Origin of the sequence: Tenacibaculum discolor, from assembly GCF_003664185.1 — a bacterium.
Classification (GTDB): domain Bacteria; phylum Bacteroidota; class Bacteroidia; order Flavobacteriales; family Flavobacteriaceae; genus Polaribacter; species Polaribacter discolor.
On the sequence record NZ_RCCS01000010.1, the window covers coordinates 1 to 23,907 of the forward strand.

Annotated in this window: 20 protein-coding genes and 2 tRNA genes; 18 read left to right on the forward strand and 4 right to left on the reverse strand. The window is 31.5% G+C overall.

What is annotated here, in order from left to right:
* Positions 1-182: 182 nt before the first annotated feature.
* The 3 genes from pta to C8N27_RS13460 are packed head-to-tail and all read left to right on the forward strand — an operon-like array spanning position 183 to position 4,271.
* A complete protein-coding gene (pta, locus tag C8N27_RS13450; protein ID WP_121148039.1) occupies positions 183-2,276 on the forward strand; it encodes a phosphate acetyltransferase in 2,094 nt (697 codons plus the stop codon).
* A gap of 17 nt (positions 2,277-2,293) precedes the next feature.
* Complete coding sequence (locus tag C8N27_RS13455; protein WP_121148042.1) at positions 2,294-3,475, forward strand: acetate/propionate family kinase; 1,182 nt, start codon at positions 2,294-2,296, stop codon at positions 3,473-3,475.
* A 1-nt stretch (position 3,476) separates the two neighbouring features.
* The gene (locus tag C8N27_RS13460; protein ID WP_121148044.1) at positions 3,477-4,271 is read left to right on the forward strand and encodes a tRNA pseudouridine synthase A; all 795 of its coding nucleotides are present in this window, start codon (positions 3,477-3,479) and stop codon (positions 4,269-4,271) included.
* Between the two features lie 6 nt (positions 4,272-4,277).
* Here the strand turns inward: C8N27_RS13460 and C8N27_RS13465 are convergent, their stop codons facing one another.
* The 4 genes from C8N27_RS13465 to C8N27_RS13480 form a co-directional block, all read right to left on the reverse strand.
* Positions 4,278-5,927 carry an ArnT family glycosyltransferase gene (locus C8N27_RS13465; RefSeq protein WP_121148046.1) on the reverse strand — a complete coding sequence of 550 codons (1,650 nt, stop codon included), beginning with the start codon at positions 5,925-5,927 and terminating at the stop codon, positions 4,278-4,280.
* A gap of 3 nt (positions 5,928-5,930) precedes the next feature.
* Complete coding sequence (locus tag C8N27_RS13470; protein WP_121148049.1) at positions 5,931-6,797, reverse strand: lysylphosphatidylglycerol synthase transmembrane domain-containing protein; 867 nt, start codon at positions 6,795-6,797, stop codon at positions 5,931-5,933.
* Positions 6,790-7,740, reverse strand: a complete 951-nt coding sequence (locus C8N27_RS13475) for a glycosyltransferase family 2 protein (protein ID WP_121148051.1) — start codon at positions 7,738-7,740, stop codon at positions 6,790-6,792. The genes C8N27_RS13470 and C8N27_RS13475 overlap by 8 nt, the downstream gene beginning before the upstream one ends.
* Positions 7,741-7,843: 103 nt before the next feature.
* Positions 7,844-8,986, reverse strand: a complete 1,143-nt coding sequence (locus tag C8N27_RS13480; RefSeq protein WP_121148054.1) for an acyl-CoA dehydrogenase — start codon at positions 8,984-8,986, stop codon at positions 7,844-7,846.
* 93 nt (positions 8,987-9,079) lie between these two features.
* Between C8N27_RS13480 and C8N27_RS13485 the strand changes: the two genes are divergently transcribed.
* The 15 genes from C8N27_RS13485 (at position 9,080) to C8N27_RS13555 (ending at position 23,906) form a co-directional block, all read left to right on the forward strand.
* Positions 9,080-10,150, forward strand: coding sequence for an anhydro-N-acetylmuramic acid kinase (locus C8N27_RS13485; protein ID WP_121148056.1), 1,071 nt, complete (start codon positions 9,080-9,082; stop codon positions 10,148-10,150).
* Between the two features lie 178 nt (positions 10,151-10,328).
* The gene (locus tag C8N27_RS13490) at positions 10,329-11,555 is read left to right on the forward strand and encodes a Glu/Leu/Phe/Val dehydrogenase dimerization domain-containing protein (RefSeq protein ID WP_099213911.1); all 1,227 of its coding nucleotides are present in this window, start codon (positions 10,329-10,331) and stop codon (positions 11,553-11,555) included.
* A gap of 175 nt (positions 11,556-11,730) precedes the next feature.
* Positions 11,731-12,414: a MotA/TolQ/ExbB proton channel family protein gene (locus C8N27_RS13495; protein WP_099213912.1), complete on the forward strand. Its 684-nt coding sequence runs from the start codon at positions 11,731-11,733 to the stop codon at positions 12,412-12,414.
* The gene (locus tag C8N27_RS13500; protein WP_121148058.1) at positions 12,414-12,806 is read left to right on the forward strand and encodes an ExbD/TolR family protein; all 393 of its coding nucleotides are present in this window, start codon (positions 12,414-12,416) and stop codon (positions 12,804-12,806) included. Before C8N27_RS13495 ends, C8N27_RS13500 begins: the two co-directional genes overlap by 1 nt.
* Positions 12,807-13,625 (forward strand): energy transducer TonB, encoded by an 819-nt coding sequence (locus C8N27_RS13505; RefSeq protein WP_121148061.1) that lies wholly within the window; start codon positions 12,807-12,809, stop codon positions 13,623-13,625.
* Between the two features lie 95 nt (positions 13,626-13,720).
* Positions 13,721-15,046, forward strand: a complete 1,326-nt coding sequence (locus C8N27_RS13510; RefSeq protein ID WP_121148063.1) for a UDP-glucose dehydrogenase family protein — start codon at positions 13,721-13,723, stop codon at positions 15,044-15,046.
* Entirely contained in the window at positions 15,046-16,056 is a 1,011-nt protein-coding gene (locus C8N27_RS13515; RefSeq protein WP_121148066.1) for an NAD-dependent epimerase, read from the forward strand. The genes C8N27_RS13510 and C8N27_RS13515 overlap by 1 nt, the downstream gene beginning before the upstream one ends.
* A gap of 36 nt (positions 16,057-16,092) precedes the next feature.
* Complete coding sequence (locus C8N27_RS13520; RefSeq protein ID WP_121148069.1) at positions 16,093-17,301, forward strand: bifunctional folylpolyglutamate synthase/dihydrofolate synthase; 1,209 nt, start codon at positions 16,093-16,095, stop codon at positions 17,299-17,301.
* A 71-nt stretch (positions 17,302-17,372) separates the two neighbouring features.
* Positions 17,373-17,447: transfer RNA gene (locus tag C8N27_RS13525), tRNA-Val, on the forward strand.
* Positions 17,448-17,475: 28 nt separating this feature from the next.
* Positions 17,476-17,550 (forward strand) — tRNA-Val (locus C8N27_RS13530).
* Positions 17,551-17,662: 112 nt separating this feature from the next.
* Positions 17,663-18,646, forward strand: coding sequence for an SDR family oxidoreductase (locus tag C8N27_RS13535; protein WP_121148072.1), 984 nt, complete (start codon positions 17,663-17,665; stop codon positions 18,644-18,646).
* A 4-nt stretch (positions 18,647-18,650) separates the two neighbouring features.
* Positions 18,651-19,934: a nucleotide sugar dehydrogenase gene (locus C8N27_RS13540; RefSeq protein WP_121148075.1), complete on the forward strand. Its 1,284-nt coding sequence runs from the start codon at positions 18,651-18,653 to the stop codon at positions 19,932-19,934.
* The gene (locus tag C8N27_RS13545; RefSeq protein ID WP_121148077.1) at positions 19,934-20,869 is read left to right on the forward strand and encodes a Gfo/Idh/MocA family oxidoreductase; all 936 of its coding nucleotides are present in this window, start codon (positions 19,934-19,936) and stop codon (positions 20,867-20,869) included. Before C8N27_RS13540 ends, C8N27_RS13545 begins: the two co-directional genes overlap by 1 nt.
* 322 nt (positions 20,870-21,191) lie before the next feature.
* Positions 21,192-22,700, forward strand: a complete 1,509-nt coding sequence (locus C8N27_RS13550) for a lipopolysaccharide biosynthesis protein (protein ID WP_147431745.1) — start codon at positions 21,192-21,194, stop codon at positions 22,698-22,700.
* A 99-nt stretch (positions 22,701-22,799) separates the two neighbouring features.
* The gene (locus tag C8N27_RS13555; protein ID WP_121148082.1) at positions 22,800-23,906 is read left to right on the forward strand and encodes a glycosyltransferase family 4 protein; all 1,107 of its coding nucleotides are present in this window, start codon (positions 22,800-22,802) and stop codon (positions 23,904-23,906) included.
* Position 23,907: the final 1 nt, after the last annotated feature.

The window sequence follows — 23,907 nt, forward strand, 5'->3', positions numbered from 1 at the left end:
CTGCCACTGGTGGGAGAGTAGGTCGTTGCCTTTCTTTTAAACCTCAATCTTTTATTAGATTGAGGTTTTTTTTTGATCTTATTTTAAATTCAATATTCTATATACATATACCGTAGGTTTTAATTCTTTTCTCGTTATTTTTATAATATTAAAAGAAGTAATTTTGCTTTAAAAGCAAGAATATGAATAAATCAATTTATATAGCTGCAAGTGATGCTAACTCAGGAAAGTCTATGTTGAGTTTAGGTTTAATGCAACTGTTACTTCGAAAAAAACCTAAAGTTGGATATTTTAGGCCTATAATTGACAACCCAGTAGGTAATAAGAGAGATAACCATATAAACACTGTTCTTAATTACTTCAACTTAAAAAGTAGCTATGAAGATTGTTATGCTTTTACAAGGTCAGAATTAATTACAATGTTAAATAATGACCAAGAAGATGAAATCATTAGTAAAATTATTGAAAAGTATAAGAGATTAGAAGAAGAGAATGATTTTATCATTATTGAAGGAACTGATTTTTCTGATCATGGAGCTGTGATTGAAATGGACTTGAATGTTCTTATAGCTAAAAATATTGGAACACCAGTAATAATAGTGTCAGGGGGAATGAATAAATCTCTTGAAGATTTTACTCAAAGCTTACGATTAACCTATGACTCTTTTGTTAATAAAGATGTACAAGTTATTGCAGTTGTTGCAAATAAAGTTCAAGAAAATAACATTCCAATTATTGTAAAAGAGGTTGGAGGTAACCTACCTAAGTCAGTTTCTATAAATGCCATCCCAATAGATCAAAAATTAAATAACCCAACAATTAAGGAGTTTTTAATGGAGATTGAAGGAAAAGTTTTATTTGGAGAAGAGTTCTTAAATAACACTACAGGAGATATTAAAGTAGGAGCAATGCAATTATCTCATTTTTTACATCATTTAGGAGATGATAGTGTTGTGGTGACACCAGCAGATAGATCAGATATACTATTAGGGACTTTACAGGCGAATATTTCTAGTAATTATCCTTCTATAGCAGGTATTATTCTTACAGGGGGGATGGAATTAAATTCTTCTATAATAAAACTAATAGAAGGGTTAGAAAAAATTGTGCCTATTCTTTGGGTAAAAGACGGGACATTTAGCGTTGCTTCAAGATTAGGAGCTGTGCGTTCTCATATTTATGCTGAGAATGTTGACAAAATAAAAATGTCTATCAGTATGTTTGAAAAACATGTTGATGTTGCAAGCTTGAACGAAAAGCTTGTTAGTTATAAAGGGTCGGAAGTATTAACGCCTAGAATGTTTCAGTATAATTTATTAAAAAAGGCAAAAGAAGTACGTAAACATATTGTATTACCAGAAGGAAACGATGATCGAATATTAACAGCAGCATCTTTATTACAAAAAATAGATGTTGTTAAATTAACGATATTAGGAAAAAGAGTAAATATAGAAGCTTCAGTTAAACGATTAAATATTCCTTTTGATTTTGATAAAACAGAAATTATCAACCCTATAGAATCTGAATATTTTACAGATTTTTCTAATACATTATATGAGTTAAGAAAGCATAAAGGTTTAAGTCTAACAATGGCGGAAGATTTGATGGGTGATGTTTCTTATTTTGGAACGATGATGGTATATAAAGGAATTGCTGATGGAATGGTTTCAGGAGCAGCACATACCACACAGCACACTATAAAACCTGCATTACAATTTGTAAAAACTAAGCCAGGTTTTTCAGTAGTTTCTTCAATTTTCTTTATGTGTTTAGAAGATAGAGTTTCTGTGTTTGGTGATTGTGCCATTAACCCAAACCCTACGGCAGAAGAACTGGCTGAAATTGCAATTTCTTCGGCAGATTCAAGCATTTCTTTTGGTATAGATCCTAAAATAGCCATGTTATCTTACTCGTCAGGTACTTCAGGAAAAGGAGAAGATGTAGATATTGTTAGAAGAGCTACTGAAATAGTAAAAGAAAAACGACCTGATTTAAAAGTTGAAGGACCTATTCAATACGACGCAGCGGTTGATCCATCTGTTGGTAAAAAGAAATTACCAGATTCAGAAGTTGCAGGTCAAGCAAATGTGTTAATTTTCCCTGATTTAAATACAGGAAATAATACCTATAAAGCTGTACAACGTGAAACAGGAGCTTTGGCTATTGGACCTATGCTACAAGGATTAAATAAACCAGTAAATGATTTAAGTAGAGGTTGTACTATAGATGATATTTTTAACACTGTAATTTTAACTGCAATTCAAGCGCAAGAATAGCTTATTAATATAAAATCATGAAAGTTTTAGTAATAAACTCAGGAAGTTCTTCAATAAAATATCAGTTGTTTGAAATGCCTCAACAAGAAGTGCTTTGTTCAGGAATGATAGAAAGAATTGGTTTAGAAAAAGGAAAAGTTCACTATAAATCAAGTAAAGATAAAATAGAAGAAGAAGTAGTAATTAAAGATCATAAATCTGGTTTAGAAAAAGTAGTTAATTTATTGTTGGATGATAAAACAGGGGTAATTTCTTCCATAAACGATATTAAAGTTGTCAGTCACCGAGTAGTTCACGGTGGTAGTACATTTACAAAAACAACTATAGTTACAAAAGAAGTTAAAAAGAAGATTAAGTCGTTATTTTCATTAGCTCCTTTACATAATCCAGCAAACCTAGAGGGAATTATAGTATCTGAATCTATTTTTAAAAATGCACAACAAGTAGCCGTTTTTGACACTGCATTTCATCAAACCATACCTGTTGAAGCTTATAAGTATGCTATTCCTAATAAATTTTTAGATGAACATAGAATTCGTTTGTATGGATTTCATGGAACTAGCCATAAATATGTATCAGAAAAAGCAAATAAATATCTTCAAACGGAGTATTCAAAAATTATAACAATTCATTTGGGTAATGGGTGCAGTATTACTGCGATTAAGAATGGAAAAAGTATTGATCATAGTTTAGGTTTTAGTCCCGTTACAGGTTTAATTATGGGATCACGCTCTGGGGATATTGATCATTCTTTAATTTTTTATCTAATAAATAATTTAGGGTATGATGTTGATTATGTAAATAACATGTTACAAAAAGAAAGTGGAATGTTAGGTTTAACAGGTTTTAGTGATTTACGAGATATCGAAGCAGCAGCTGCTAAAGGAGATAAAAACTGCCAGTTAGCACTAGACATGAATGCGTATAGAATTAAAAAATATATAGGTTCATATGTTGCAGCGATGAATGGTTTGGATGCAATTGTATTTACTGCAGGTATTGGTGAAAATTCTGATGTGATTAGAAAACTAGTTTGCACAGATATGGAATATTTGGGTATTGAATTGGATACAGAAAAGAATGCTATTCGTGCGAAAGAATTAACTGAAATACATAGTGATGCTTCCAAAGTAAAAGTGTTGGTAATTCCAACAAATGAAGAGTTAGAAATAGCAAAACAATCATACGAGTTATTATAGTATGAATTATAACTACGCGTATTTAGTTCGGTTTCAATATTTGGGGTTTCGTTTACATGGTTGGCAGAAACAACCCAATTTAAAAACGGTTCATTTTTTTGTAGATAAAACATTAAAGTTTGTTTGTAAAGGTATCCGCTGTAAATCGGTAGGTGTAGGAAGAACAGATGCTAAAGTATCATCGACTGATTATTACTTTCAATTATTTATTGATGAAAAACTAGAAGAGTCTTTTTTTATTGAAGACTTCAATAGAAATTCACCTTCTGATATTCGTGTGGTATCTGTTGAACAATTACACGACGAATCATTTAATATTATTCAGCACCCAAAAGTTAAAGAGTATCGTTATTATTTTTCTTTTGGAGAGAAAAACCATCCTTATTGTGCTCCTTTTTTAACGGGGTATTTAGATGAATTGGATGTAAGGCTAATGAAAGAAGGAGCAAAACTTTTTGAAGGTTTTCATAATTTTAAGCATTACTGTACAAAACCTTCACCTGAAACGAAAGTTGAACGTACTATTGATTTATGTAGAATTGAAGAGAATACTGACTTATCGGCTTCTTTTTTTCCAAAGAAAAGCTATGTGCTAATCATTAGAGGAAGTGGTTTTTTACGTAATCAAATCCGTTTAATTATGGGAGCTTTAGCTGAATTAGGTAAAGGTAACTACGACTTAGAGTTCATCAAGAAAAGTTTGAGTCCTGAAAATAGTGATATAGACTTTATGAAAACTATAGCACCAGCTTCTGGTTTGCATTTACATGGGATTGAATTTAAAAATGAAGAGTAAATTTCACTAAGATTTTTTTGAAGCTATTTTTAATAAGTAAGCATCACCTAACTTAGAATCTCTCGTTTTAGGATTTAGAAATTTTAAGCTAAGTCTAGTTACTCTAAAATGATCAACTCTGTGCTTTTCTTTAATGATAAAACCATCTTCTTCAACTTTTTCAAGAGGAATATTTCGAATAACAATCCAAACGTCTTTATTAATGTTTTTTAGTTCTTCCTTTGTAATATGCGGAGTATTTCTTCCTGTATAAAAATCTAAAGGCCAAGAATAATCATTTTCATAAAAATATACGTCTTTAATGTTTATGGAATCGTTTTGGTTAACAATGGTAGCTAGTTTTATTCCTCCTTGATATTGTAGCAATTCAGGATAGAAGTAAGTATTAAGTACTACATTGATAAATACCATTAAAAGAACAGAATTAATAACTATTTTTTTACTGAAATCCTTTTTCTGAATCAAAGAGAATAGTAATACTAAAAATAAAACACAACTAATTATAAAAGTTAAAATAGAAGGAGTATTAAAAGTAAAACATAAAATTAAAATAACAGCAATTGTTAATACAGTTATCATAAAATAAATGAAGCCCAAAAATACTTTTAATGTTTTTTGCTGATTGTCTTTTTGAAGATTATATAAAACTCCAGCAGTAAACACAGAAAGTAGAGCTAATAACGGATTTAAATAATGAGGCAATTTAAATTTTGAAAAGCTAATAATTAAGAGTGTAATTAAAACACCTCCAATAGTTAATAGTTCAACACCTTTTATAGATTTGAATTTGTTTTTTATTAACTTTTTGATTTGATAAAATAAACCGTAGTACATTAAAAAAGCCCAAGGTAAAAAAGTCCAAAGTAGAGAATGAAAAAAGAAAAAGTAATCAGGACTGTTTTTGGTAAAACCTTTAGCTGTAATTCTTTCCACATTTTGATTCCATAATATAAAGTTAACTCCATCTATACCAAACTGAACATAGTAAGCATACAAAACAGGTGTAATGGAAAGGAAGAACATGGCTAAACCTATAAGAACTTTGTAGGAAAATATTACGTTAAACTTTTTGGTATAAATTATATGTGAAAATATAGCGAAACAAATAATCCCTACTCCATAAAATCCTTTAGTAGAAAATGATATCCCCATACCAATGGCTCCTAGAATAATTGAAACTAGTTTTCTTGTTGAGACATATTCAAACAATTGCCAAATGGCAAAAATTGTAACTCCAGTTAATACAGCATCCGTGCGAACATCGTGATTGGCTAAAATGATAGATTGGCTAGTTAAAAAGATAAGTGAACCAAAATGAGCTACACTTTCACTATATAGTTTTTTTGTTAATTGATAAACAGAGTACGCTCCTAAAGCAGTAAATAATAAGGCAGGAATTCGGTAAGCCCATTCATGTAAACCAAAAATTTTAAATGAAATAGCTGATAACCAAAAATGCATATGTGGTTTATCTAAATAAGGGTTAGGACCTTTCAATAGCTCAAAAAAATTATCACTCAAATACATACGCATTGCCATGGTAGCATGTTGCGCTGAATCATTGGCCATTAAAGGAATAAACAATCCTATAACATAAACCACTGCAACTAAAAAATAGAGATATTTAATGTTTTTTTGTTGGTAAAAAAAGTCCATAAATTATTTATTGTATGAAACAGTTGTTAGCTGTACTTTGTTTATAATAAAAACCAATCCAATTAATGAAATTAAAGCAGTAATAATATTAAATGAAAGTCCAATACTTGTAGCAATTGTGTCTTGTGTGTTTAAAAAAGTGGATGCTTTTAAAAAGATATATTCTCTAGCTCCAAATCCAGCAAAAGATACTACAGAAAGTACTGAAGATATTAGAAAAACAAAACAGTAACTAATAATTGCAGTTACTTTTAACTGAAAGGCTTTAATAATACAAACAATAACACCAACTTGTAATAATTGAATAACTATTGAATAACCAAAGCTATAAGTATAGTAAGTATCATTATTTTTAAAAATTCTCGCCAATACAAATTTTGCTACAAAAAAAGTAAAAAATGCAATAATAATACTTATCAAAAGTAATATTGAGCTAGAAAAAAATAAATAACCTCCCATTAAAATTAGTAGGGAGAAAATAGCTAATAAGCCAATAAGTCTATCTATAAACACACATTTAGTTAGTTGCTTTGGCTTCCATCCAAATTGCTTATTTAATATATATACTTTATAAGCGTCTCCTCCAACGCCACCTGGTATAAAGAAGTTATAAAACATTCCAATAAAATACAACTTTAGATTACTTACTTGATTTAGTGGAAATTGATTTTTATGAAAAATATAATTTAATCGTAAGGATGAAACAAACTGTGAAATAATAAATAGAACAATAGCCAATACTAAGTAAAAAGGATTGGAGGTCTCATATAATTTAATGACTTGGTTAAAGTCAATTTTTGTAAAAACAAGGTATAAGAGTAAGATACTTACACCTATTTTGGCGAGTGTTTTAACAATTTTATTATTCACTTACATGAATTTTTCTAATAGTATAAGGGCGTTTTTTTTGTGACTCGTAATAAGTTCTCATCAATAAATCTGTAATAATCCCAACAGTAAAGAATTGTAAACTAATAATAACTAGCATTACACCTACAATTAATAAAGGTCTGCCCCAAATATCTTGTCCTAATAATTTTAAAATTAGTAGATAAAAATTGATAGCTAATCCGAAGAACATAAAAAATAACCCGAAGTTACCAAAAAGATGAACTGGACGCTGCATATACTTTCTTTGGAAGATTATTAAAATAATATCATTAATAACCTTTACAGTTCTACCTAAACCATATTTTGATTGCCCATGTATTCTAGGGTGGTGTTTTACTGGTATTTGCGTAATTCTAGCACCATTTAAATGCGCCAAAAGATTAATAAATCGGTGCATTTCACCATATAAATTTAAATCTTTAGCTATATCTTTTTTAAATACTTTTATAGCACACCCTTGATCTTTTAAATCTAAACGAGTAGCTCTTCTAATTAAAAAATTGGCAATTTTAGAAGGAATAGTACGAATAAAAGAGTCTTTTCTTTTAGCTCTAATTCCAGTAACAACATCCCAATCTTCTGTTTCTGCTTTTTCAATCATGTGTGGGATATCTGACGGGTCATTCTGCATGTCTCCATCAAGCGTAACTATATAATCACCTTTTGCCTGATCAAACCCAGCAGCTAATGCTAAACTCTGACCATAATTTTTACGTAGCTCAACCAAAATAACTCTAGGGTTATTCATATTAACAACATTTTTCTTTGTGTTATCGGTTGAAAAATCATCAACATAAATGATTTCGTAATCAAATCCTTCTAAACTATCATCAATTTGTTGAGTTAACGGAATTACATTGTCTTCTTCATTATAAACAGGAACAATTACAGATATAAATCCGTAGGATTTTTTATTTGACATAAGTGATTATTTATTGGGCAAAGTTACTATAAAGAATTTAAAAAAGTAAAAGCTCATTTTTAAAATGAGCTTTTACTTATAAATAGATATGAAAGAGAAATAATTAATCTCTTAACACACTTCTTGAAATTACAATTTTTTGAATTTCAGAAGTTCCTTCGTAAATCTGAGTAATTTTTGCATCACGCATTAAACGTTCAACGTGATATTCTTTAACGAAACCATTACCTCCATGAATTTGAACTGCTTCAACAGTTTGTTCCATCGCTACTTTAGAAGCATATAACTTAGCCATAGCACCTTCACGATCGTAGTTTTCACCAGTATCTTTCTTGCATGCAGCAGCCATTACTAAATGACGAGCAGCAGCAATCTCAGTATACATATCAGCTAATTTGAAAGCAATTGCTTGGTGGTTACAGATTTCTGTACCAAAAGCTTTACGTTCTTTAGAGTATTTTAAAGCTAATTCGTAAGCTCCAGCAGCGATACCTAAAGCTTGAGCAGCAATACCAATACGTCCACCAGATAAAGTTTTCATTGCAAACTTAAATCCGAAACCATCTTCACCAATGCGGTTTTCTTTAGGAACTTTTACGTCGTTAAACTGTAATGTATGTGTGTCAGAACCACGGATTCCTAATTTATCTTCTTTAGGTCCAACGTGGAAACCTTCCATACCTTTTTCAACAATAAAAGCATTGATTCCTCTATGTCCCTTACTTCTGTCAGTTTGTGCAATTACTAAATAAGTATCTGCACGACCACCATTAGTAATCCAGTTTTTAGTACCATTTAATAAGTAGTAATCACCTTTGTCTTCTGCAGTAGTTGCCTGTGAGGTAGCATCAGAACCCGCTTCTGGTTCACTTAAACAAAAAGCTCCTATTTGTTCACCAGTAGCTAATTTTGTTAAATATTTTTGTTTTTGTTCCTCAGTACCATAAGCTTCTAAACCATAACATACTAATGAATTGTTTACAGAAACCATTACTGAAGCAGAAGCATCAATTTTAGATAATTCTTCCATAATTAATACGTAAGAAACAGCATCCATTCCACTTCCTCCGTATTTAGGATCTACCATTACTCCCATAAACCCTAATTCACCCATTTTGCGAACCAGTTCATTAGGAAACTCTTGTTTTTCATCTCTTTCTATAACTCCAGGTAATAATTCGGTTTTAGCAAAATCACGTGCAGCATCACGAATCATTAAATGCTCTTCTGTAAGGTTAAAATCCATTATCTATTTTTATATTTTGTTAAATTCGTAAAAAATGTGCTCAAAGATACTTTTTTAATAGCAATTTTTCAATAGACTTACTATTTTTACTTTATGCAAGACAACTATATTTATTGTATTGGGTTAATGTCTGGAACTTCTTTAGATGGAATAGATTTAGCATACATTAAAATACACAAAAAATTATATAAGGATTTTAAAATCTTAAAAGCAGATACAATATCATACTCTAATGAATGGAAGAGTAAACTGCAAGAGGCAATTAATTATGATGAGAAAGATTTAGAGGTTTTAGATATTGAATATGGTAAACTTCTAGGAAAGGTATTAAGTAATTTTATTACTGAACATCGCATTTTAAAATTAGACTTTATAGCTTCTCATGGACATACTATTTTACATCAACCAGAAGCAGGAATAACTTTACAAATAGGTAATGGCCAAGAAATAGCAAATATTACTAAAAAAGAGGTTATTTGTGACTTCAGAACTCAAGATGTAGAACTTGGAGGACAAGGAGCTCCTTTGGTACCTATAGGAGATAAGTTGTTATTTGTTGATTATGACTATTGTCTAAACCTAGGTGGTTTTGCAAATATTTCTTATGAAAAAAATAAAGAAAGAATAGCTTTTGATATTTGTCCTGTAAATATTGTATTGAATCATTATACTAGAAAATTGGGACTTGACTTTGACGATAAAGGAATTGTAGCTTCAAAAGGAGAAATAAATATAAAATTATTAGAAAATCTAAATAGTCTTCCTTTTTATACTCAATTACCACCAAAGTCTCTAGGTTTAGAATGGGTACAATCAACTATTTTTCCTCTAATAAATGAAGAAGAAACAGAAATACCTACTATTTTAAGAACTTTTGTAGAACATTCAGCAATACAAATAGGTAAAGTAATAGAGGATAAAAATGAAGCAACGGTTTTAGTAACTGGAGGAGGAGCTTTCAATAGTTTTCTTATAAATAGAATAGAGTTTTATATAAAAAAAACAGTACCAATGGTTGATGATGGGTTAATCAACTACAAAGAAGCATTAGTTTTTGCGTTTTTAGGGTTGTTGAAAAAACAAGAAAAAGTAAATTGTTTACAATCAGTAACTGGAGCAAAAAAAGACCATTCTTCAGGTAAATTTTTTTATCCACAGAAATAATTTAAACTATTTGAGTAATGTTGTTTTTTATAATAAATTTGTTCGGTAACAACTACACACTAAAACCTATATTATAATGAATCAACTTTAGCCCCCCTTAGGGGAATAATTACAACGAATTTTTGAATATGAAAAAGAAACAGGTAAAGTTGAAAATCATCTATTATAACATTAAACAATGAAAGAATTATTAAAGCAATACGAAGAAAAACAACCAGAAATAGTATTTAATTGGAAAGACTCTGAAACAGAAGCTGAAGGTTGGACTGTAATAAACTCATTAAGAGGAGGTGCTGCCGGAGGTGGTACACGTATGCGTAAAGGATTAGATAAATATGAAGTAATGTCACTTGCTAAAACGATGGAAGTGAAGTTTACAGTATCTGGACCTGCAATTGGAGGAGCAAAATCAGGAATTAATTTTGATCCACAAGACCCTCGTAAAAAAGGAGTTTTAGAACGTTGGTATAAAGCTGTCGCTCCATTATTAAAAAACTATTATGGAACAGGAGGAGACTTAAATGTTGATGAAATACATGAAGTAATTCCAATCACAGAAGATAGTGGTGTTTGGCACCCGCAAGAAGGGGTTTTTAATGGACATTTTAAGCCTACTGAAGCAGACAAAATTAATCGTATTGGTCAGTTACGTCATGGAGTTATCAAGGTATTAGAAGATGAAAACCTATCACCAGATATTTCCAGAAAATATACAGTAGCTGATATGATTACAGGGTATGGTGTTGCTGAAGCAGTTCGTCATTACTATGATATTTATGGAGGAACAGTAGAAGGAAAGCGAGCAGTAGTACAAGGTTTTGGAAACGTAGGTTCAGCAGCAGCTTATTATTTAGCGCAAATGGGAGCTAAAGTTGTAGGTATAATTGATCGTGTTGGGGGAGTCATTAAAGAAGAAGGATTCTCTTTTGAAGAAATTCAAGAAATGTTCTTAAACAAAGACGGTAATACTTTAGTTTCTGAAAACATGATTCCTTTTGAAGAAATTAACGAACGTATTTGGGACTTGCCATGTGAAATTTTTGCACCATGTGCAGCTTCAAGACTAGTTACTCAAGACCAAATTAACAGCATGATAAGCTCAGGGTTAGAAGTTATTTCATGTGGAGCAAATGTTCCGTTTGCAGATAAAGAAATTTTCTTCGGTTCTATTATGGAAGATACAGATAAGAAAGTAAGTTTAATTCCAGACTTTATTTCAAACTGTGGTATGGCAAGAGTGTTTGCATACTTTATGGAGCGTAGAGTAGAAATGACAGATCAAGCAATTTTTGAAGACACTTCAAATACTATTAAAAAAGCATTACAAAGAACACACGCTAAAAGTGCAGCAAAAACTAAAATAAGTGAAACAGCTTTTGAAATTGCATTAAAAGAACTAGTATAAAATTATTAGTTTTTATGATTGCAAAAGTGCTATTTTTGATTAATCAAGTATAATAAAAGTAAAAGTCTTCCTTCATTGTTAAAAGTAAGGAAGACTTTTTATATCAAACAATTTTAAATAAAAGAAATCGTTAGTTAAATAGCGAAAACATAATATAAATCCTAATTTAGTATTCATGCTATTATTTCAAGAAACTCAGGAGTTGGTAGAGGAAGTACCTCAAGAAAAAACTTTATCAATCTATAATTTAATTATGGATGGAGGTGTAGGCGGTCAAATCATTATTGCTTTGTTATTCGTTTTATTAGCCGTAGCTCTATATATTTATTTTGAACGTTTTTTTGCTATTAAAGAAGCATCAAAAGTTGATGTTAATTTTATGGACCAAATTAGAGATCATGTAACTAACGGAAGAATAGATAGTGCTCAATCACTTTGTGATAATACAGTAACACCAACGGCAAGGTTAATTGGAAAAGGGATTTCTAGAATAGGAAAACCTTTAGAAGATATTAATACAGCAATAGAAAATGCAGGGAAACTTGAAGTGTATAAGTTAGAAAGAAATGTTTCAGTTTTAGCAACAATTGCAGGTGCTGCTCCAATGATAGGTTTTTTAGGAACAGTAATTGGAATGATTGTTGCGATTCATGAAATAGCAAATTCAGGAGGACAAATTGATATTAAGATGTTATCAGACGGTTTGTATACAGCTATGACAACTACTGTAGCAGGATTAATAGTAGGAATTATTGCATATATCGCTTACAATCATTTAGTAGTTCGTACAGATAAGGTTGTTTATCAAATGGAAGCAAAATCTGTTGAGTTTTTAGACTTATTAAACGAGCCAGTATAATGAATTTACGAGGAAGAAATAAAGTCAATCCAAATTTCAATATGTCATCAATGACTGATATTGTTTTTTTGTTATTGATATTTTTTATGTTAACATCTACACTTGTTACAGTAAGTGCAATTGATGTGTTGTTGCCAAAAGCTGGAGGTAAAACGGAAAACAATACATCAATTGCAGTAACTATTACAAAAGATGCATCATTTTACATAGATAAAACAAAAGTAAGCAACGTAAATTTAGAAAGGGAGTTGTTAACTAAAGTAGGTGTTGATAAAAAGAAAACAGTAGTTATTCGTGGTGATCAAAATGTGCAATATAAAAATGTAATGCAGGTAATTGATATTGCGAATAGAAACAAGTTAAAAATGATTTTGGCTGTTAAAGGTAAATAAATGACGGTTTTAGATACACAACATAAACGTAAATCAGCTGTGATAACAGCAATTATTCTGATATTATTAATAATCGGGATATTCAATTACGGAATGAAATATCTCGATCCGCCTATTGAATATGGTTTAGCGATTAATTTTGGTACTTCTGAAGTAGGAAGTGGTGAGCCTGTTGAAAAAACAAAATCGAAAGCTACTCCAAAGCAAGAAGAAATTGTTGAAGAGTTGGTAGAAGAAACTCCAGAGGAAACCATCAAAGAAGAAATTATTACAGATGATACAGCGGAAGAGGTTCCAGTGGTTGAAAAAGAAGTAGAAAAGAAAGAAGTTGTAAAAGAAACTCCAAAAGAAGTAAAGCCTAAAGAGAAGCCAAAGCCAAAACCATCAAAAGAAACGACTGATGCTTTAAATAGTTTGTTAAACGGAACATCAAAAGAAGGAGCAAACTCTGGTGAAGGAGATGATAAACAAACAGGTGTAAAGGGAAATGAAAAAGGAGATCCAAATTCAGATAAATATTATGGGAATTCTGGGAGCGGTTCAGGAGGTAATTATAACCTAGCAGGAAGAAAAGCTTTATCAAAACCTATTCAAAAACCAGATTGTCAAGAAGAAGGTACAGTAGTGGTAAGTATTGAAGTAAATCAAAAAGGACAAGTAACTAAAGCAACTCCGGGAGCTCGAGGAACTACAAATTCAGCATCATGTTTATACGATGCGGCAAAAAAAGCAGCATTGAAAACAAAATGGAATGCAGATGGAAATGCACCATCAAAACAACGAGGAACAATTATCTACAAGTTTTCTCTTTCAAAATAACATATCTTTGCTAAATATTAATAGCGTAAAGTTATTTAATTAGGTTGTGTGTAAACTGAAGATGCAACCATAGAAGAATTAATAAACACAAATACATGAAACTAACTGTTATTGGAACAGGCTACGTAGGATTGGTATCAGGAACATGTTTTTCAGAAATGGGAAACAAGGTTACTTGTGTAGATATCGACCAAGAAAAAATAAATAAGTTGCACAAAGGAATCATTCCTATTTACGAACCAGGATTAGAGAAGATGGTACTGAAAAATGTAGAAAAGAAAAATTTATTCTTTACTACCAAGTTAGAAGATACTATTAATGAAACCGAAATTGTTTTTATAGCGGTGGGAACTCCTATGGGAGAAGATGGTTCAGCTGATTTACAATATGTATTAGATGTAGCAAAGGAAATTGGTCAGAAAATGAATCATAGACTAATCGTGGTAGATAAATCTACAGTTCCTGTGGGTACTGCGGATAAGGTGAAAAGAACTATTCAAGAAGAGTTGGATAAAAGAAATGTAAGCATTGAATTTGATGTAGTGTCGAATCCTGAATTTTTAAAAGAAGGAGATGCTATTAATGATTTTATGAAACCAGATAGAGTGGTGATTGGAGCAGAATCAGATTATGCTTTTGAAAAAATGCGTCAGTTATACACACCATTTACTATGACAAATGACCGATTTATAGCTATGGATGTTCGCTCTTCGGAAATGACCAAATATGCTGCCAATGCAATGTTAGCAACGAAGATTTCGTTTATGAATGAAATGGCGAACATTTGCGAACGAGTAGGAGCGGATGTAAATAATGTACGTGCAGGAATTGGTTCAGACTCAAGAATAGGGTATAGCTTTATTTATCCAGGAGCTGGTTACGGAGGTTCTTGTTTTCCAAAAGATGTCAAAGCGTTGAAGAAAATTGCCGAGGAAAACGGTTATGAAGCACAATTGATAAGGTCTGTTGAAGAAGTGAATAATCGTCAGAAGTTTGTAATAGCAGAGAAAATCATTAAAAAATTTGGGGAAGATTTAACAGGGAAGACTTTTGGATTGTGGGGATTGGCATTCAAACCAGGAACTGATGATATGCGTGAGGCTCCAGCAATTTATGTAGTGAAAGAGTTGGTGAAGAGAGGGGCAAAAGTACAAGCGTACGATCCGAAAGCGATGGAAGAAGCGCAGCATTTTTACTTAAAAGATGTTGAGAATATAGCGTATAAAAATGCAAAATACGAAGTGTTAGCTGAGGCTGATGCATTGATATTATTGACAGAATGGAAAGAATTCCGTTCTCCAGACTTTTCTGAAATTAAAAAACAATTAAAAACTCCTGTTGTTTTCGATGGAAGAAATCAATACAATAGCTACAATTTAAAAGAAAGAGGGTTTGAATATTATCAAATAGGGAAAAACTAATGAAAGTTTTAGTTACAGGGGCAGCAGGTTTTATCGGATTTCATTTAAGTGAAAGATTGTTAGCAGAAGGACACACAGTTGTTGGAATTGATAATATCAACGATTATTACGATGTCAATTTAAAGTATGCTCGATTAAAAGAGTTGGGTGTTGATAAGGATAGTGCTGAGGTATTTTATAAAAAAACAATTAGTTCAACAAATAAAAACTTCAAGTTCGTCAGACTAAATCTAGAAGATAAAGAAGAGTTATTTCAACTGTTTGCTACTGAAAATTTTGAAGTGGTTTGCAATCTAGCAGCGCAAGCAGGAGTTCGTTATAGTATCGAAAATCCAGATGTATATATTCAAAGTAACATTGTTGGTTTTCTAAATATTTTAGAATGTTGTAGACATTATGAGATTAAACATTTGGTGTACGCAAGTAGTTCAAGTGTATACGGAGCCAATAAAAAAGTGCCTTTTTCAGAAGAGGACACAGTGGATAATCCTGTGAGTTTGTATGCAGCAACAAAGAAAAGCAATGAATTGATGGCTCATACGTATAGCCATTTATATAAGATTCCAACAACAGGGTTACGATTTTTTACAGTATATGGACCATGGGGAAGACCTGATATGGCGCCGATATTATTTGCTGATGCAATTTCAAATAATCGTCCAATCAAAGTGTTTAACAATGGAGATATGGAGCGTGACTTTACCTATATAGATGATATTGTGGAAGGGGTTAAGAGAGTTATAGAAAAACCTGTTGAGAGTAGAGGACTATATAAAATATACAACATAGGTAATAACGACTCTGTGAAATTGTTAGATTTTATAACGCAGATGGAAACGAGTTTAGGGAAAGAAGCTACAAAAGAGATGCTACCTATGCAGATGGGGGATGTAAAAAGAACGTGGGCAAATGTTGATGGTTTAATCAAAGATTATGAGTATAAACCAGAGATTAAAGTAGAAGAAGGAGTACGTCGTTTTGTAAAATGGTATCAGGAGTACCATAATTAATTTTTCTTCATTTTTAATAATTTATTAGTTTTCTAAATGACTTATCAAGAAGTATTAGAGTGGATGTTTGCTCAGTTGCCAATGTATCAACGTCAAGGGAAAACAGCATTTAAAAAAGATGTAACCAATATTATTGCCTTGTGTGAAGAGTTGGGGAATCCACATAAAAAGTTTAAAACAATTCATGTAGGAGGAACGAACGGTAAAGGGTCTACCAGTCATATGATAGCTTCTATATTACAAGAAGTAGGTTATAAGGTTGGATTGTATACTTCCCCGCATTTAAAAAACTTTACAGAACGTGTTCGGGTTAACGGAGAAGAGATTTCGAGAGAAGCGGTAATTGACTTTATAGAAAGCAATAAAACTTTTTTAGAAAATCAAGGCTTGTCATTTTTTGAAATGACGGTAGGAATGGCGTTTAAAGAATTTGCAAATCAAAAAGTAGATATTGCAGTTATTGAAGTTGGTTTAGGGGGAAGATTAGATTCAACTAATATAATTACACCCGAAGTTTCTGTAATTACTAATATCGGACTCGATCATACTCAGTTTTTAGGAGAAACCTTACCAGAAATAGCATTTGAAAAAGCGGGAATCATTAAATATGGAGTTCCAGTAGTTGTAGGTGAGCGTCAAAATGAAACGGAAAATGTTTTTACCGCTAAAGCGGAAGAGTGTAAAGCACCTATAGTTTTTGCTTCAGATAATCCTAAAAACTATACCACAGATTTATTAGGAGACTACCAGAAACATAATGTAACGACAGCTGTAACTACGATTCAGCAATTAAAAGGATTTTCAATATCAGAAGAAAATATAAAAAACGGATTGTTGAATGTTGTAAAAAACACTAATTTAAAAGGTCGTTGGCAGGTGTTGCAGAACAATCCGAAGGTTATTTGCGATACAGCACATAATAAAGAAGGATTATTTTATACGTTGAAACAACTAAAAAAGGAAAATTATCAACAATTACATATGGTGTTAGGAGTTGTTTCAGACAAGAATTTGAGTGAAATTTTACCAATGTTTCCTCAAAAAGCAAAATATTATTTCTGTAAACCAAATATTCCTCGTGGCTTGTCAGCAGACGAATTAAAAGAACAAGCGAAGGAATTCGGATTGGTAGGAGAGGTGTTTGATTCTGTAAGTCAAGCACTTGAAAAGTCAAAAGAAAATGCAGCTAAAGAAGATGTGATTTATGTTGGAGGAAGTACATTTGTGGTGGCAGAAACTTTATAGAAAAAAAATGAAAAAAAGTTATTGTCAATCTATAAAACTGTTATATATTTGCATCCGCAATTAACAAGTAAGGGCGCGTAGCTCAGTTGGTTCAGAGCACTTGGTTTACACCCAAGGGGTCAGGGGTTCGAATCCCTTCGCGCCCACAACTCTTACAGGGATTTAATTGCAAACGGGCGCGTAGCTCAGTTGGTTCAGAGCACTTGGTTTACACCCAAGGGGTCAGGGGTTCGAATCCCTTCGCGCCCACTGAAAGTCTCATCATTTTTTGATGAGACTTTTTTGTTTTATAATATTCTGTTTATGCTATTTTTTGTAGTTTTGCGGATTAATAGAGAAAAAGATATAAAAATCTTCTAAAATGAATATAAATCTTTCTGGAAAGAAAATAGTAGTTACTGGAGGCGCTGGCTTTATAGGTTCCAATCTTTGTGAGGTGCTATTGGAAAAGAATAACAAAGTGGTGTGTTTAGATAACTTCGCTACAGGGAAAAGAGGAAATATAACACATCTTCATGATAATCCAAATTTCAAGTTAATAGAAGGTGATATAAGAAACTTAGAAGATTGTAAGAAAGCTGTTGAAGGAGCAGATTTTGTGCTACACCAAGCAGCTTTAGGTTCAGTTCCTAGGTCAATAAACAACCCTGTTACTTCGAATGATGTAAATGTAGGGGGGTTTTTAAATATGTTAGTAGCTGCTAGAGATGCAGGAGTAAAAAGATTTGTATACGCTGCTAGTTCTTCAACCTATGGAGATTCAAAAGGATTGCCAAAAGTAGAAGATGTCATAGGAAAACCATTATCTCCTTACGCAATAACGAAATATGTAAATGAATTGTATGCTGATGTTTTTTCAAAAACCTACGGTTTAGAAACTATAGGATTGCGTTACTTTAATGTATTTGGAAGAAAGCAAGACCCAGAAGGAGCGTATGCAGCGGTGATTCCGAAGTTTGTAGGGCAGTTTATGAAGGGAGAGTCTCCTACAATTAACGGAGACGGAAATTATTCAAGAGATTTTACGTATATAGACAATGTGATTCAAGCAAATTTATTGTCTTTAGTAGCTGATAATTCTGAAGCTTTAAATACAGTGTATAATGTGGCTTATGGAGATAGAAATACACTAAATGATTTGGTAGAGTATTTAAAAGAATACCTGTCTGAATTTGATGCTTCAATAAAAAATATAGAAGTAAAACACGGCCCTAATAGAGCAGGAGATATTCCACATTCTTTAGCAAGTGTAGAAAAAGCAACGAAATTATTAAACTATAATCCACAATTTTCACTTCAGCAAGGATTAAAAGAGGCAGTAAAGTGGTATTGGGAAAATTTATAAAAGAATGAGTCAACCAAAAATAGCTGTTATAGGATTAGGATATGTAGGTCTACCTTTAGCAAGATTATTTGCAACAAAATATTCTACGGTAGGTTTTGATATCAATAAAGAGCGTGTAGCAGAGTTGATGTCAGGAACCGATAGTACTTTAGAAGTAGAAGATGATGTGCTTCAATCTGTATTGGTAAAGCAACCTTCAGACAAGCATGGTTTGTTTTGTACCACCTCTTTGGATGATATTAAAGATTGTAATTATTATATAGTTACCGTACCAACTCCGGTAGACAAAAATAACCGTCCTGTATTAACTCCTTTAGTAAAGGCAAGTGAAACTGTAGGAGAAGTATTGAAGCAAGAAGATATTGTGGTATACGAATCAACAGTATATCCAGGAGCAACAGAAGAAGAGTGTATTCCAGTATTGGAAAGAGTGTCTGGTTTGAAATTTAACGAAGATTTTTACGCAGGTTATTCCCCAGAGCGTATCAATCCAGGAGACAAGGAGCATACGGTTGAAAAGATTTTGAAAGTGACTTCAGGTTCCACACCTGGAATAGGAAAAAAAATAGACGAATTATATAAATCGGTGATTACTGCTGGTACACACTTAGCACCTACAATTAAAGTGGCAGAAGCAGCTAAAGTAATTGAAAATTCTCAAAGAGATATTAATATTGCTTTTGTAAATGAGTTAGCGAAGATTTTTGGTCTAATGGATATTAATACGTATGATGTATTAGCTGCAGCAGGAACCAAATGGAATTTTTTACCATTTAAACCAGGATTAGTAGGAGGTCATTGTATAGGAGTAGATCCTTATTATTTAGCGCAAAAAGCTCAAGAATACGGATATCATCCAGAAATTATTTTAGCAGGACGTAGGCTAAATGATAGTATGGGAGACTATGTAGCTTCAGAGGTGGTAAAACTGATGATAAAAAAAGATATTCGTGTTAAAGATGCAAACGTTTTGGTATTAGGAGTAACATTCAAAGAAAACTGTCCTGACGTACGAAATACTAAGGTAGTAGATGTGGTGGCTGCGTTAAAAGAATACGGAACGGATGTTACAATTTATGACCCTTGGGCAAACGAAGAAGAAGTGAAGCATGAGTACGGGTTGGTGTCAACAAGGGAAGTGCCAAAAGAACCTTTTGATGCGATTGTATTAACAGTAGCGCATAAAGAGTTTGAAAACTTAGACTTTTTATCATTACAAAGTGAAAAATCTGTGGTGTATGATGTGAAAAATATATTGCCTATTTCAATAAAAGATAAAAATCTATAATGAAAAACTTTGCACTCATAGGGACTGCAGGATATATTGCTCCACGTCATTTAAAAGCGATTAAAGATACAAATAATGTCTTAGTAGCTGCATTGGATAAAAATGATAGCGTAGGAATATTAGATAGTTATTTTCCTAAAGCAGACTTTTTTGTGGAGTTTGAGCGTTTTGATCGCCATATTGAAAAATTAAAACGTCAACAAAATATTCAGTTGGATTATGTAAGTATTTGTACACCCAATTATTTACATGATTCACATATTCGTATGGCATTACGTAGAGGAGCCGATGCGATTTGTGAAAAACCATTGGTGTTAAATCCTTGGAATGTAGATGCCTTAGAAGCGATTGAAAAAGAAACAGGGAGTAGGATTAATACCATATTGCAATTACGATTGCATCCAAGCATTATTGCTTTAAAAAATAGAATAGAACAAGAAAATAAGGAAGAAAAATACGAAGTAGATTTAACCTATATCACTTCTAGAGGGAATTGGTACGACATTTCTTGGAAAGGAGATGAAAGTAAGTCGGGTGGAATTGCCACCAATATAGGGGTGCACTTTTTCGATATGCTGTCTTGGATTTTTGGAAATGTACAGGAAAATAAAGTACACCTTAGAGAAAAACACAAAGCGTCAGGTTATTTAGAGTTTGAAAAAGCACGTGTTCGTTGGTTTCTATCGATTGATGAAACCACCTTACCTAAACAAATTCAAGAAAAAGGACAACGTACGTATCGTTCTATTACCGTAAATGGGGAAGAAATTGAGTTCAGCTCAGGTTTTACCGATTTACATACTACAAGTTACCAAGAGATTTTAAAAGGAAATGGCTTTGGTTTGAAAGAAGCAAGGCAATCGATAGAGATTGTACATGATATTAGAAATGTAGGTTTAATAAAAAAAGGGGTAAAACATACTTATATAAAATAGGTGTAAAGTTATTGAAAACCTAGTGTTCTTAACGTAGAAAAATACTGAGATGTATTCTAAATGTCATAAAATTTTTTAGTATAAGAGGGAAAGAAATAATAGAATAAAGATGTATTTCGTATTAAATACTAAAGTGATTTATATGCTATTAAGTAAAAATAATTGTTAAAAGAAATGAGCTTGATTAAGAATGAAAATGAGTTTAATCATAAAGAGATATATATTTAACGTTTTTATTTAGTAACGTTTAGATATCATTTCATGTTTTGTGTAGAGTAAGAGGAAAGTGGTTACTAATTAAACTGTTTTAAAAATTTGATAAGTGAGAAGTAGTATAGCTATTAATACACTTTTTTTGTATTTTAGGTTAGTGTTTTTGATGTTTATTTCATTTTATACATCAAGAATACTTCTTGAATTACTTGGAGTTGAGGATTATGGAGTTTATAACGTTGTAGGAAGTTTGGTAGCTATTTTTAGCTCTGTAAAGGGATTGATGACATCATCAACTCAAAGATTTCTTAACTATGAAATGGGGAAAGGGCGTTCAGAGAACATTAATGTTGTATTTAGTATGAGCATCATGATTCACATAGCATTGAGTGTTCTTTTCTTTATAATAGTAGAAGCTTTTGGAGTTTGGTATATTGAAAATAAACTTGTTATAGCTCCTGAAAGGTTATCCGCAGCATTTTATGTGTTTCATTTTTCATTGTTATCTGTAATAGTTTCAATAATGTCAATACCTTATGACGCTTTAATTGTAGCTAATGAGAAAATGAAAGTCTATGCTTATATTTCAATTCTGGATGGCATTTTGAAGTTACTTTTGATTTTAGTTCTTCTTTATAGTACAGTTGATAGTTTGATTCTTTATTCAGTAGGTGTCTTTATAATAACTATAGTAATAAGAGGGGCAAGTTCTTTATATTGTAAAAGGACATTTAAAGATATAAAGTTTAGAATTAGCTGGGAATCTAACCTCTTTAAAGAGATGTTAAAGTTTTCAGGATGGCAGTTTTTTGGAAATACAGGTTATGCTATACAGAATCAGGGAATTAATATGTTATTGAATTTATTTTATGGTCCAGCATTGAATACAGTTAGAGGCTTGTCTCAAAAAGTTTCTGGGGCTTTACAAATGTTCACTCAAAATTTGTTAATAGCTAGTAATCCGCAAATAGTTAAGCTGTACGCTCAAGGTGAGCAAGAAAGGTTTATACATTTAGTATTAAAAGTAATGAAATACTCCTTTTTTTTAATAATGATGTTAATGATCCCTTTTTTACTATTCACAATAGATTTGTTGGATTTATGGTTAAAGGAAGTACCAAGCTTTCTAGAAGAGTTTATACAACTAACTTTAATTTATTCTATGGTACGTGTTTTTCATAATCCGATAGATAGTGCTATAAAGGCAAAAGGAGATATTCGTAGTTATCAAATATTTGACTCATTCTTTTTATTACTTTCTTTGCCTCTGTCATATTTTTTTTTATTGAAAGGGTTTCCTCCTGTATCTGTTATAGTATCCATGATTATAATGGAGGTAATTAATTTAATTTTTTTACTTTTTTACACGAAAAAAAAATTAAACATTAAATTTTTTGAATATTTTAATGTAGTAGGTATTCCTGTTATAGTAGTGGTAAGTATAGAGCTTTTGTTTTTTTATGTAAAGAATCAAAAGTTAATTCTTTTGAATACTTTTTTTGATAAGATAATATTTGTATCAATTAATTATATTTTAATATTATCTTTTATATGGTTTGTAGGTACTGATGAGAGTGAAAAACAGTTTTTAATTAATAAAATTAAGAGAAAAATATAATTGTGTGCTTTAAATATAATTATGTTAAAAAAAAAGTTTTAGTTAGATACCCCAATTAAGTGAAAAATAAAAAGAAGTAAAAGATAATATTTCAATAAAATGGTAAGCAAAGAGAAAAAAATAGCCTTTTATATAGGGAATTATAGTCGGTCTGGAGGGACTGAAAGATCTTGTATTTCAGTAGCTAATGGTTTGGCAGAAAAGAAAGATTATAAAGTTTACCTAATAGCAACAAATTCGGAGAAAGAAAAGCCTTTTTTTAAAATTAACTCAAGTGTAGAGTTAATTCATTTAAATTGCAAAAATGTAAAAAGAGAATATTTTAATTTATTTTTTTTACTAAAAAAAGCTTTAAATGAAAATAAAATTAACGTTATAGTAGCAGTTGAAGTTTTTTCACTACTATTTCTCTTACCGGTATTTATTTTTAATAAAAGAAAAAACTTAAAACTGGTTATTTGGGAGCATTTTAACTTTACGGTAAGTTTAGGTAAAAATTTAAGACATAAGCTTCGTTGGTTAGCAGCAAAATATGCAGATGGTATAGTTGTGTTAACACAGCGAGATAAAGGGTTGTGGGAGGATAATTTAAAAGTTAAAGGCAACATCAAAGCAATAAATAACATGTCTCCTTTTAATATTTCAGAGGAAAAATATTCAATAGATTCAAAAAAAGTAATTGCAATTGGCAGGTTAGCCTATCAAAAGGGGTTTGATTTACTTATTGATTTATGGGCAAGTTTGATAAAAGAGAATTCAATAGACAAAGAATGGGTCTTACAAATAATAGGAAGCGGAGAGGATGAGCAGGAGTTAAAAGAGAGAATAGAAGAGTATGATATGCATGAGAGGGTTGAAATGATACCCAGCACGAATAATATATCAGAATACTATCAACAAGCTTCATTTTTAGCTATGACTTCTCGCTTTGAAGGTCTGCCTATGACCCTTATAGAAGCGCAATCTTTTGGTTTACCCATTATAGCTTATGATTGTATAACAGGTCCTTCAGAAGTTATTTCTGATAATTCTGGTTTTTTAATAGAGGAAAATAACTCGGCTTTTTTTGTAGAAAAAATAAAAGAGTTGATCAGTAATACAGAAATGCGCAAGTTAATGAGCGATAGTGCTAAACAAGAAGTTGTCAAGTATAGTAAAGAGAATGTGATTGCTAAATGGACTCTCTTTTTAAAAGAATTATTATAAG

What these genes read in the sequence shown, in the direction of transcription:
- pta (WP_121148039.1), top strand. Translation starts at nt 183, where the DNA reads ATGAATAAATCAATTTATATAGCTGCAAGTGATGCTAACTCAGGAAAG.
- C8N27_RS13455 (WP_121148042.1), top strand. Translation starts at nt 2,294, where the DNA reads ATGAAAGTTTTAGTAATAAACTCAGGAAGTTCTTCAATAAAATATCAG.
- C8N27_RS13460 (WP_121148044.1), top strand. Translation starts at nt 3,477, where the DNA reads ATGAATTATAACTACGCGTATTTAGTTCGGTTTCAATATTTGGGGTTT.
- C8N27_RS13465 (WP_121148046.1), bottom strand. Translation starts at nt 5,927, where the DNA reads ATGGACTTTTTTTACCAACAAAAAAACATTAAATATCTCTATTTTTTA.
- C8N27_RS13475 (WP_121148051.1), bottom strand. Translation starts at nt 7,740, where the DNA reads ATGTCAAATAAAAAATCCTACGGATTTATATCTGTAATTGTTCCTGTT.
- C8N27_RS13480 (WP_121148054.1), bottom strand. Translation starts at nt 8,986, where the DNA reads ATGGATTTTAACCTTACAGAAGAGCATTTAATGATTCGTGATGCTGCA.
- C8N27_RS13485 (WP_121148056.1), top strand. Translation starts at nt 9,080, where the DNA reads ATGCAAGACAACTATATTTATTGTATTGGGTTAATGTCTGGAACTTCT.
- C8N27_RS13490 (WP_099213911.1), top strand. Translation starts at nt 10,329, where the DNA reads ATGAAAGAATTATTAAAGCAATACGAAGAAAAACAACCAGAAATAGTA.
- C8N27_RS13495 (WP_099213912.1), top strand. Translation starts at nt 11,731, where the DNA reads ATGCTATTATTTCAAGAAACTCAGGAGTTGGTAGAGGAAGTACCTCAA.
- C8N27_RS13500 (WP_121148058.1), top strand. Translation starts at nt 12,414, where the DNA reads ATGAATTTACGAGGAAGAAATAAAGTCAATCCAAATTTCAATATGTCA.
- C8N27_RS13505 (WP_121148061.1), top strand. Translation starts at nt 12,807, where the DNA reads ATGACGGTTTTAGATACACAACATAAACGTAAATCAGCTGTGATAACA.
- C8N27_RS13510 (WP_121148063.1), top strand. Translation starts at nt 13,721, where the DNA reads ATGAAACTAACTGTTATTGGAACAGGCTACGTAGGATTGGTATCAGGA.
- C8N27_RS13515 (WP_121148066.1), top strand. Translation starts at nt 15,046, where the DNA reads ATGAAAGTTTTAGTTACAGGGGCAGCAGGTTTTATCGGATTTCATTTA.
- C8N27_RS13520 (WP_121148069.1), top strand. Translation starts at nt 16,093, where the DNA reads ATGACTTATCAAGAAGTATTAGAGTGGATGTTTGCTCAGTTGCCAATG.
- C8N27_RS13535 (WP_121148072.1), top strand. Translation starts at nt 17,663, where the DNA reads ATGAATATAAATCTTTCTGGAAAGAAAATAGTAGTTACTGGAGGCGCT.
- C8N27_RS13540 (WP_121148075.1), top strand. Translation starts at nt 18,651, where the DNA reads ATGAGTCAACCAAAAATAGCTGTTATAGGATTAGGATATGTAGGTCTA.
- C8N27_RS13545 (WP_121148077.1), top strand. Translation starts at nt 19,934, where the DNA reads ATGAAAAACTTTGCACTCATAGGGACTGCAGGATATATTGCTCCACGT.
- C8N27_RS13555 (WP_121148082.1), top strand. Translation starts at nt 22,800, where the DNA reads ATGGTAAGCAAAGAGAAAAAAATAGCCTTTTATATAGGGAATTATAGT.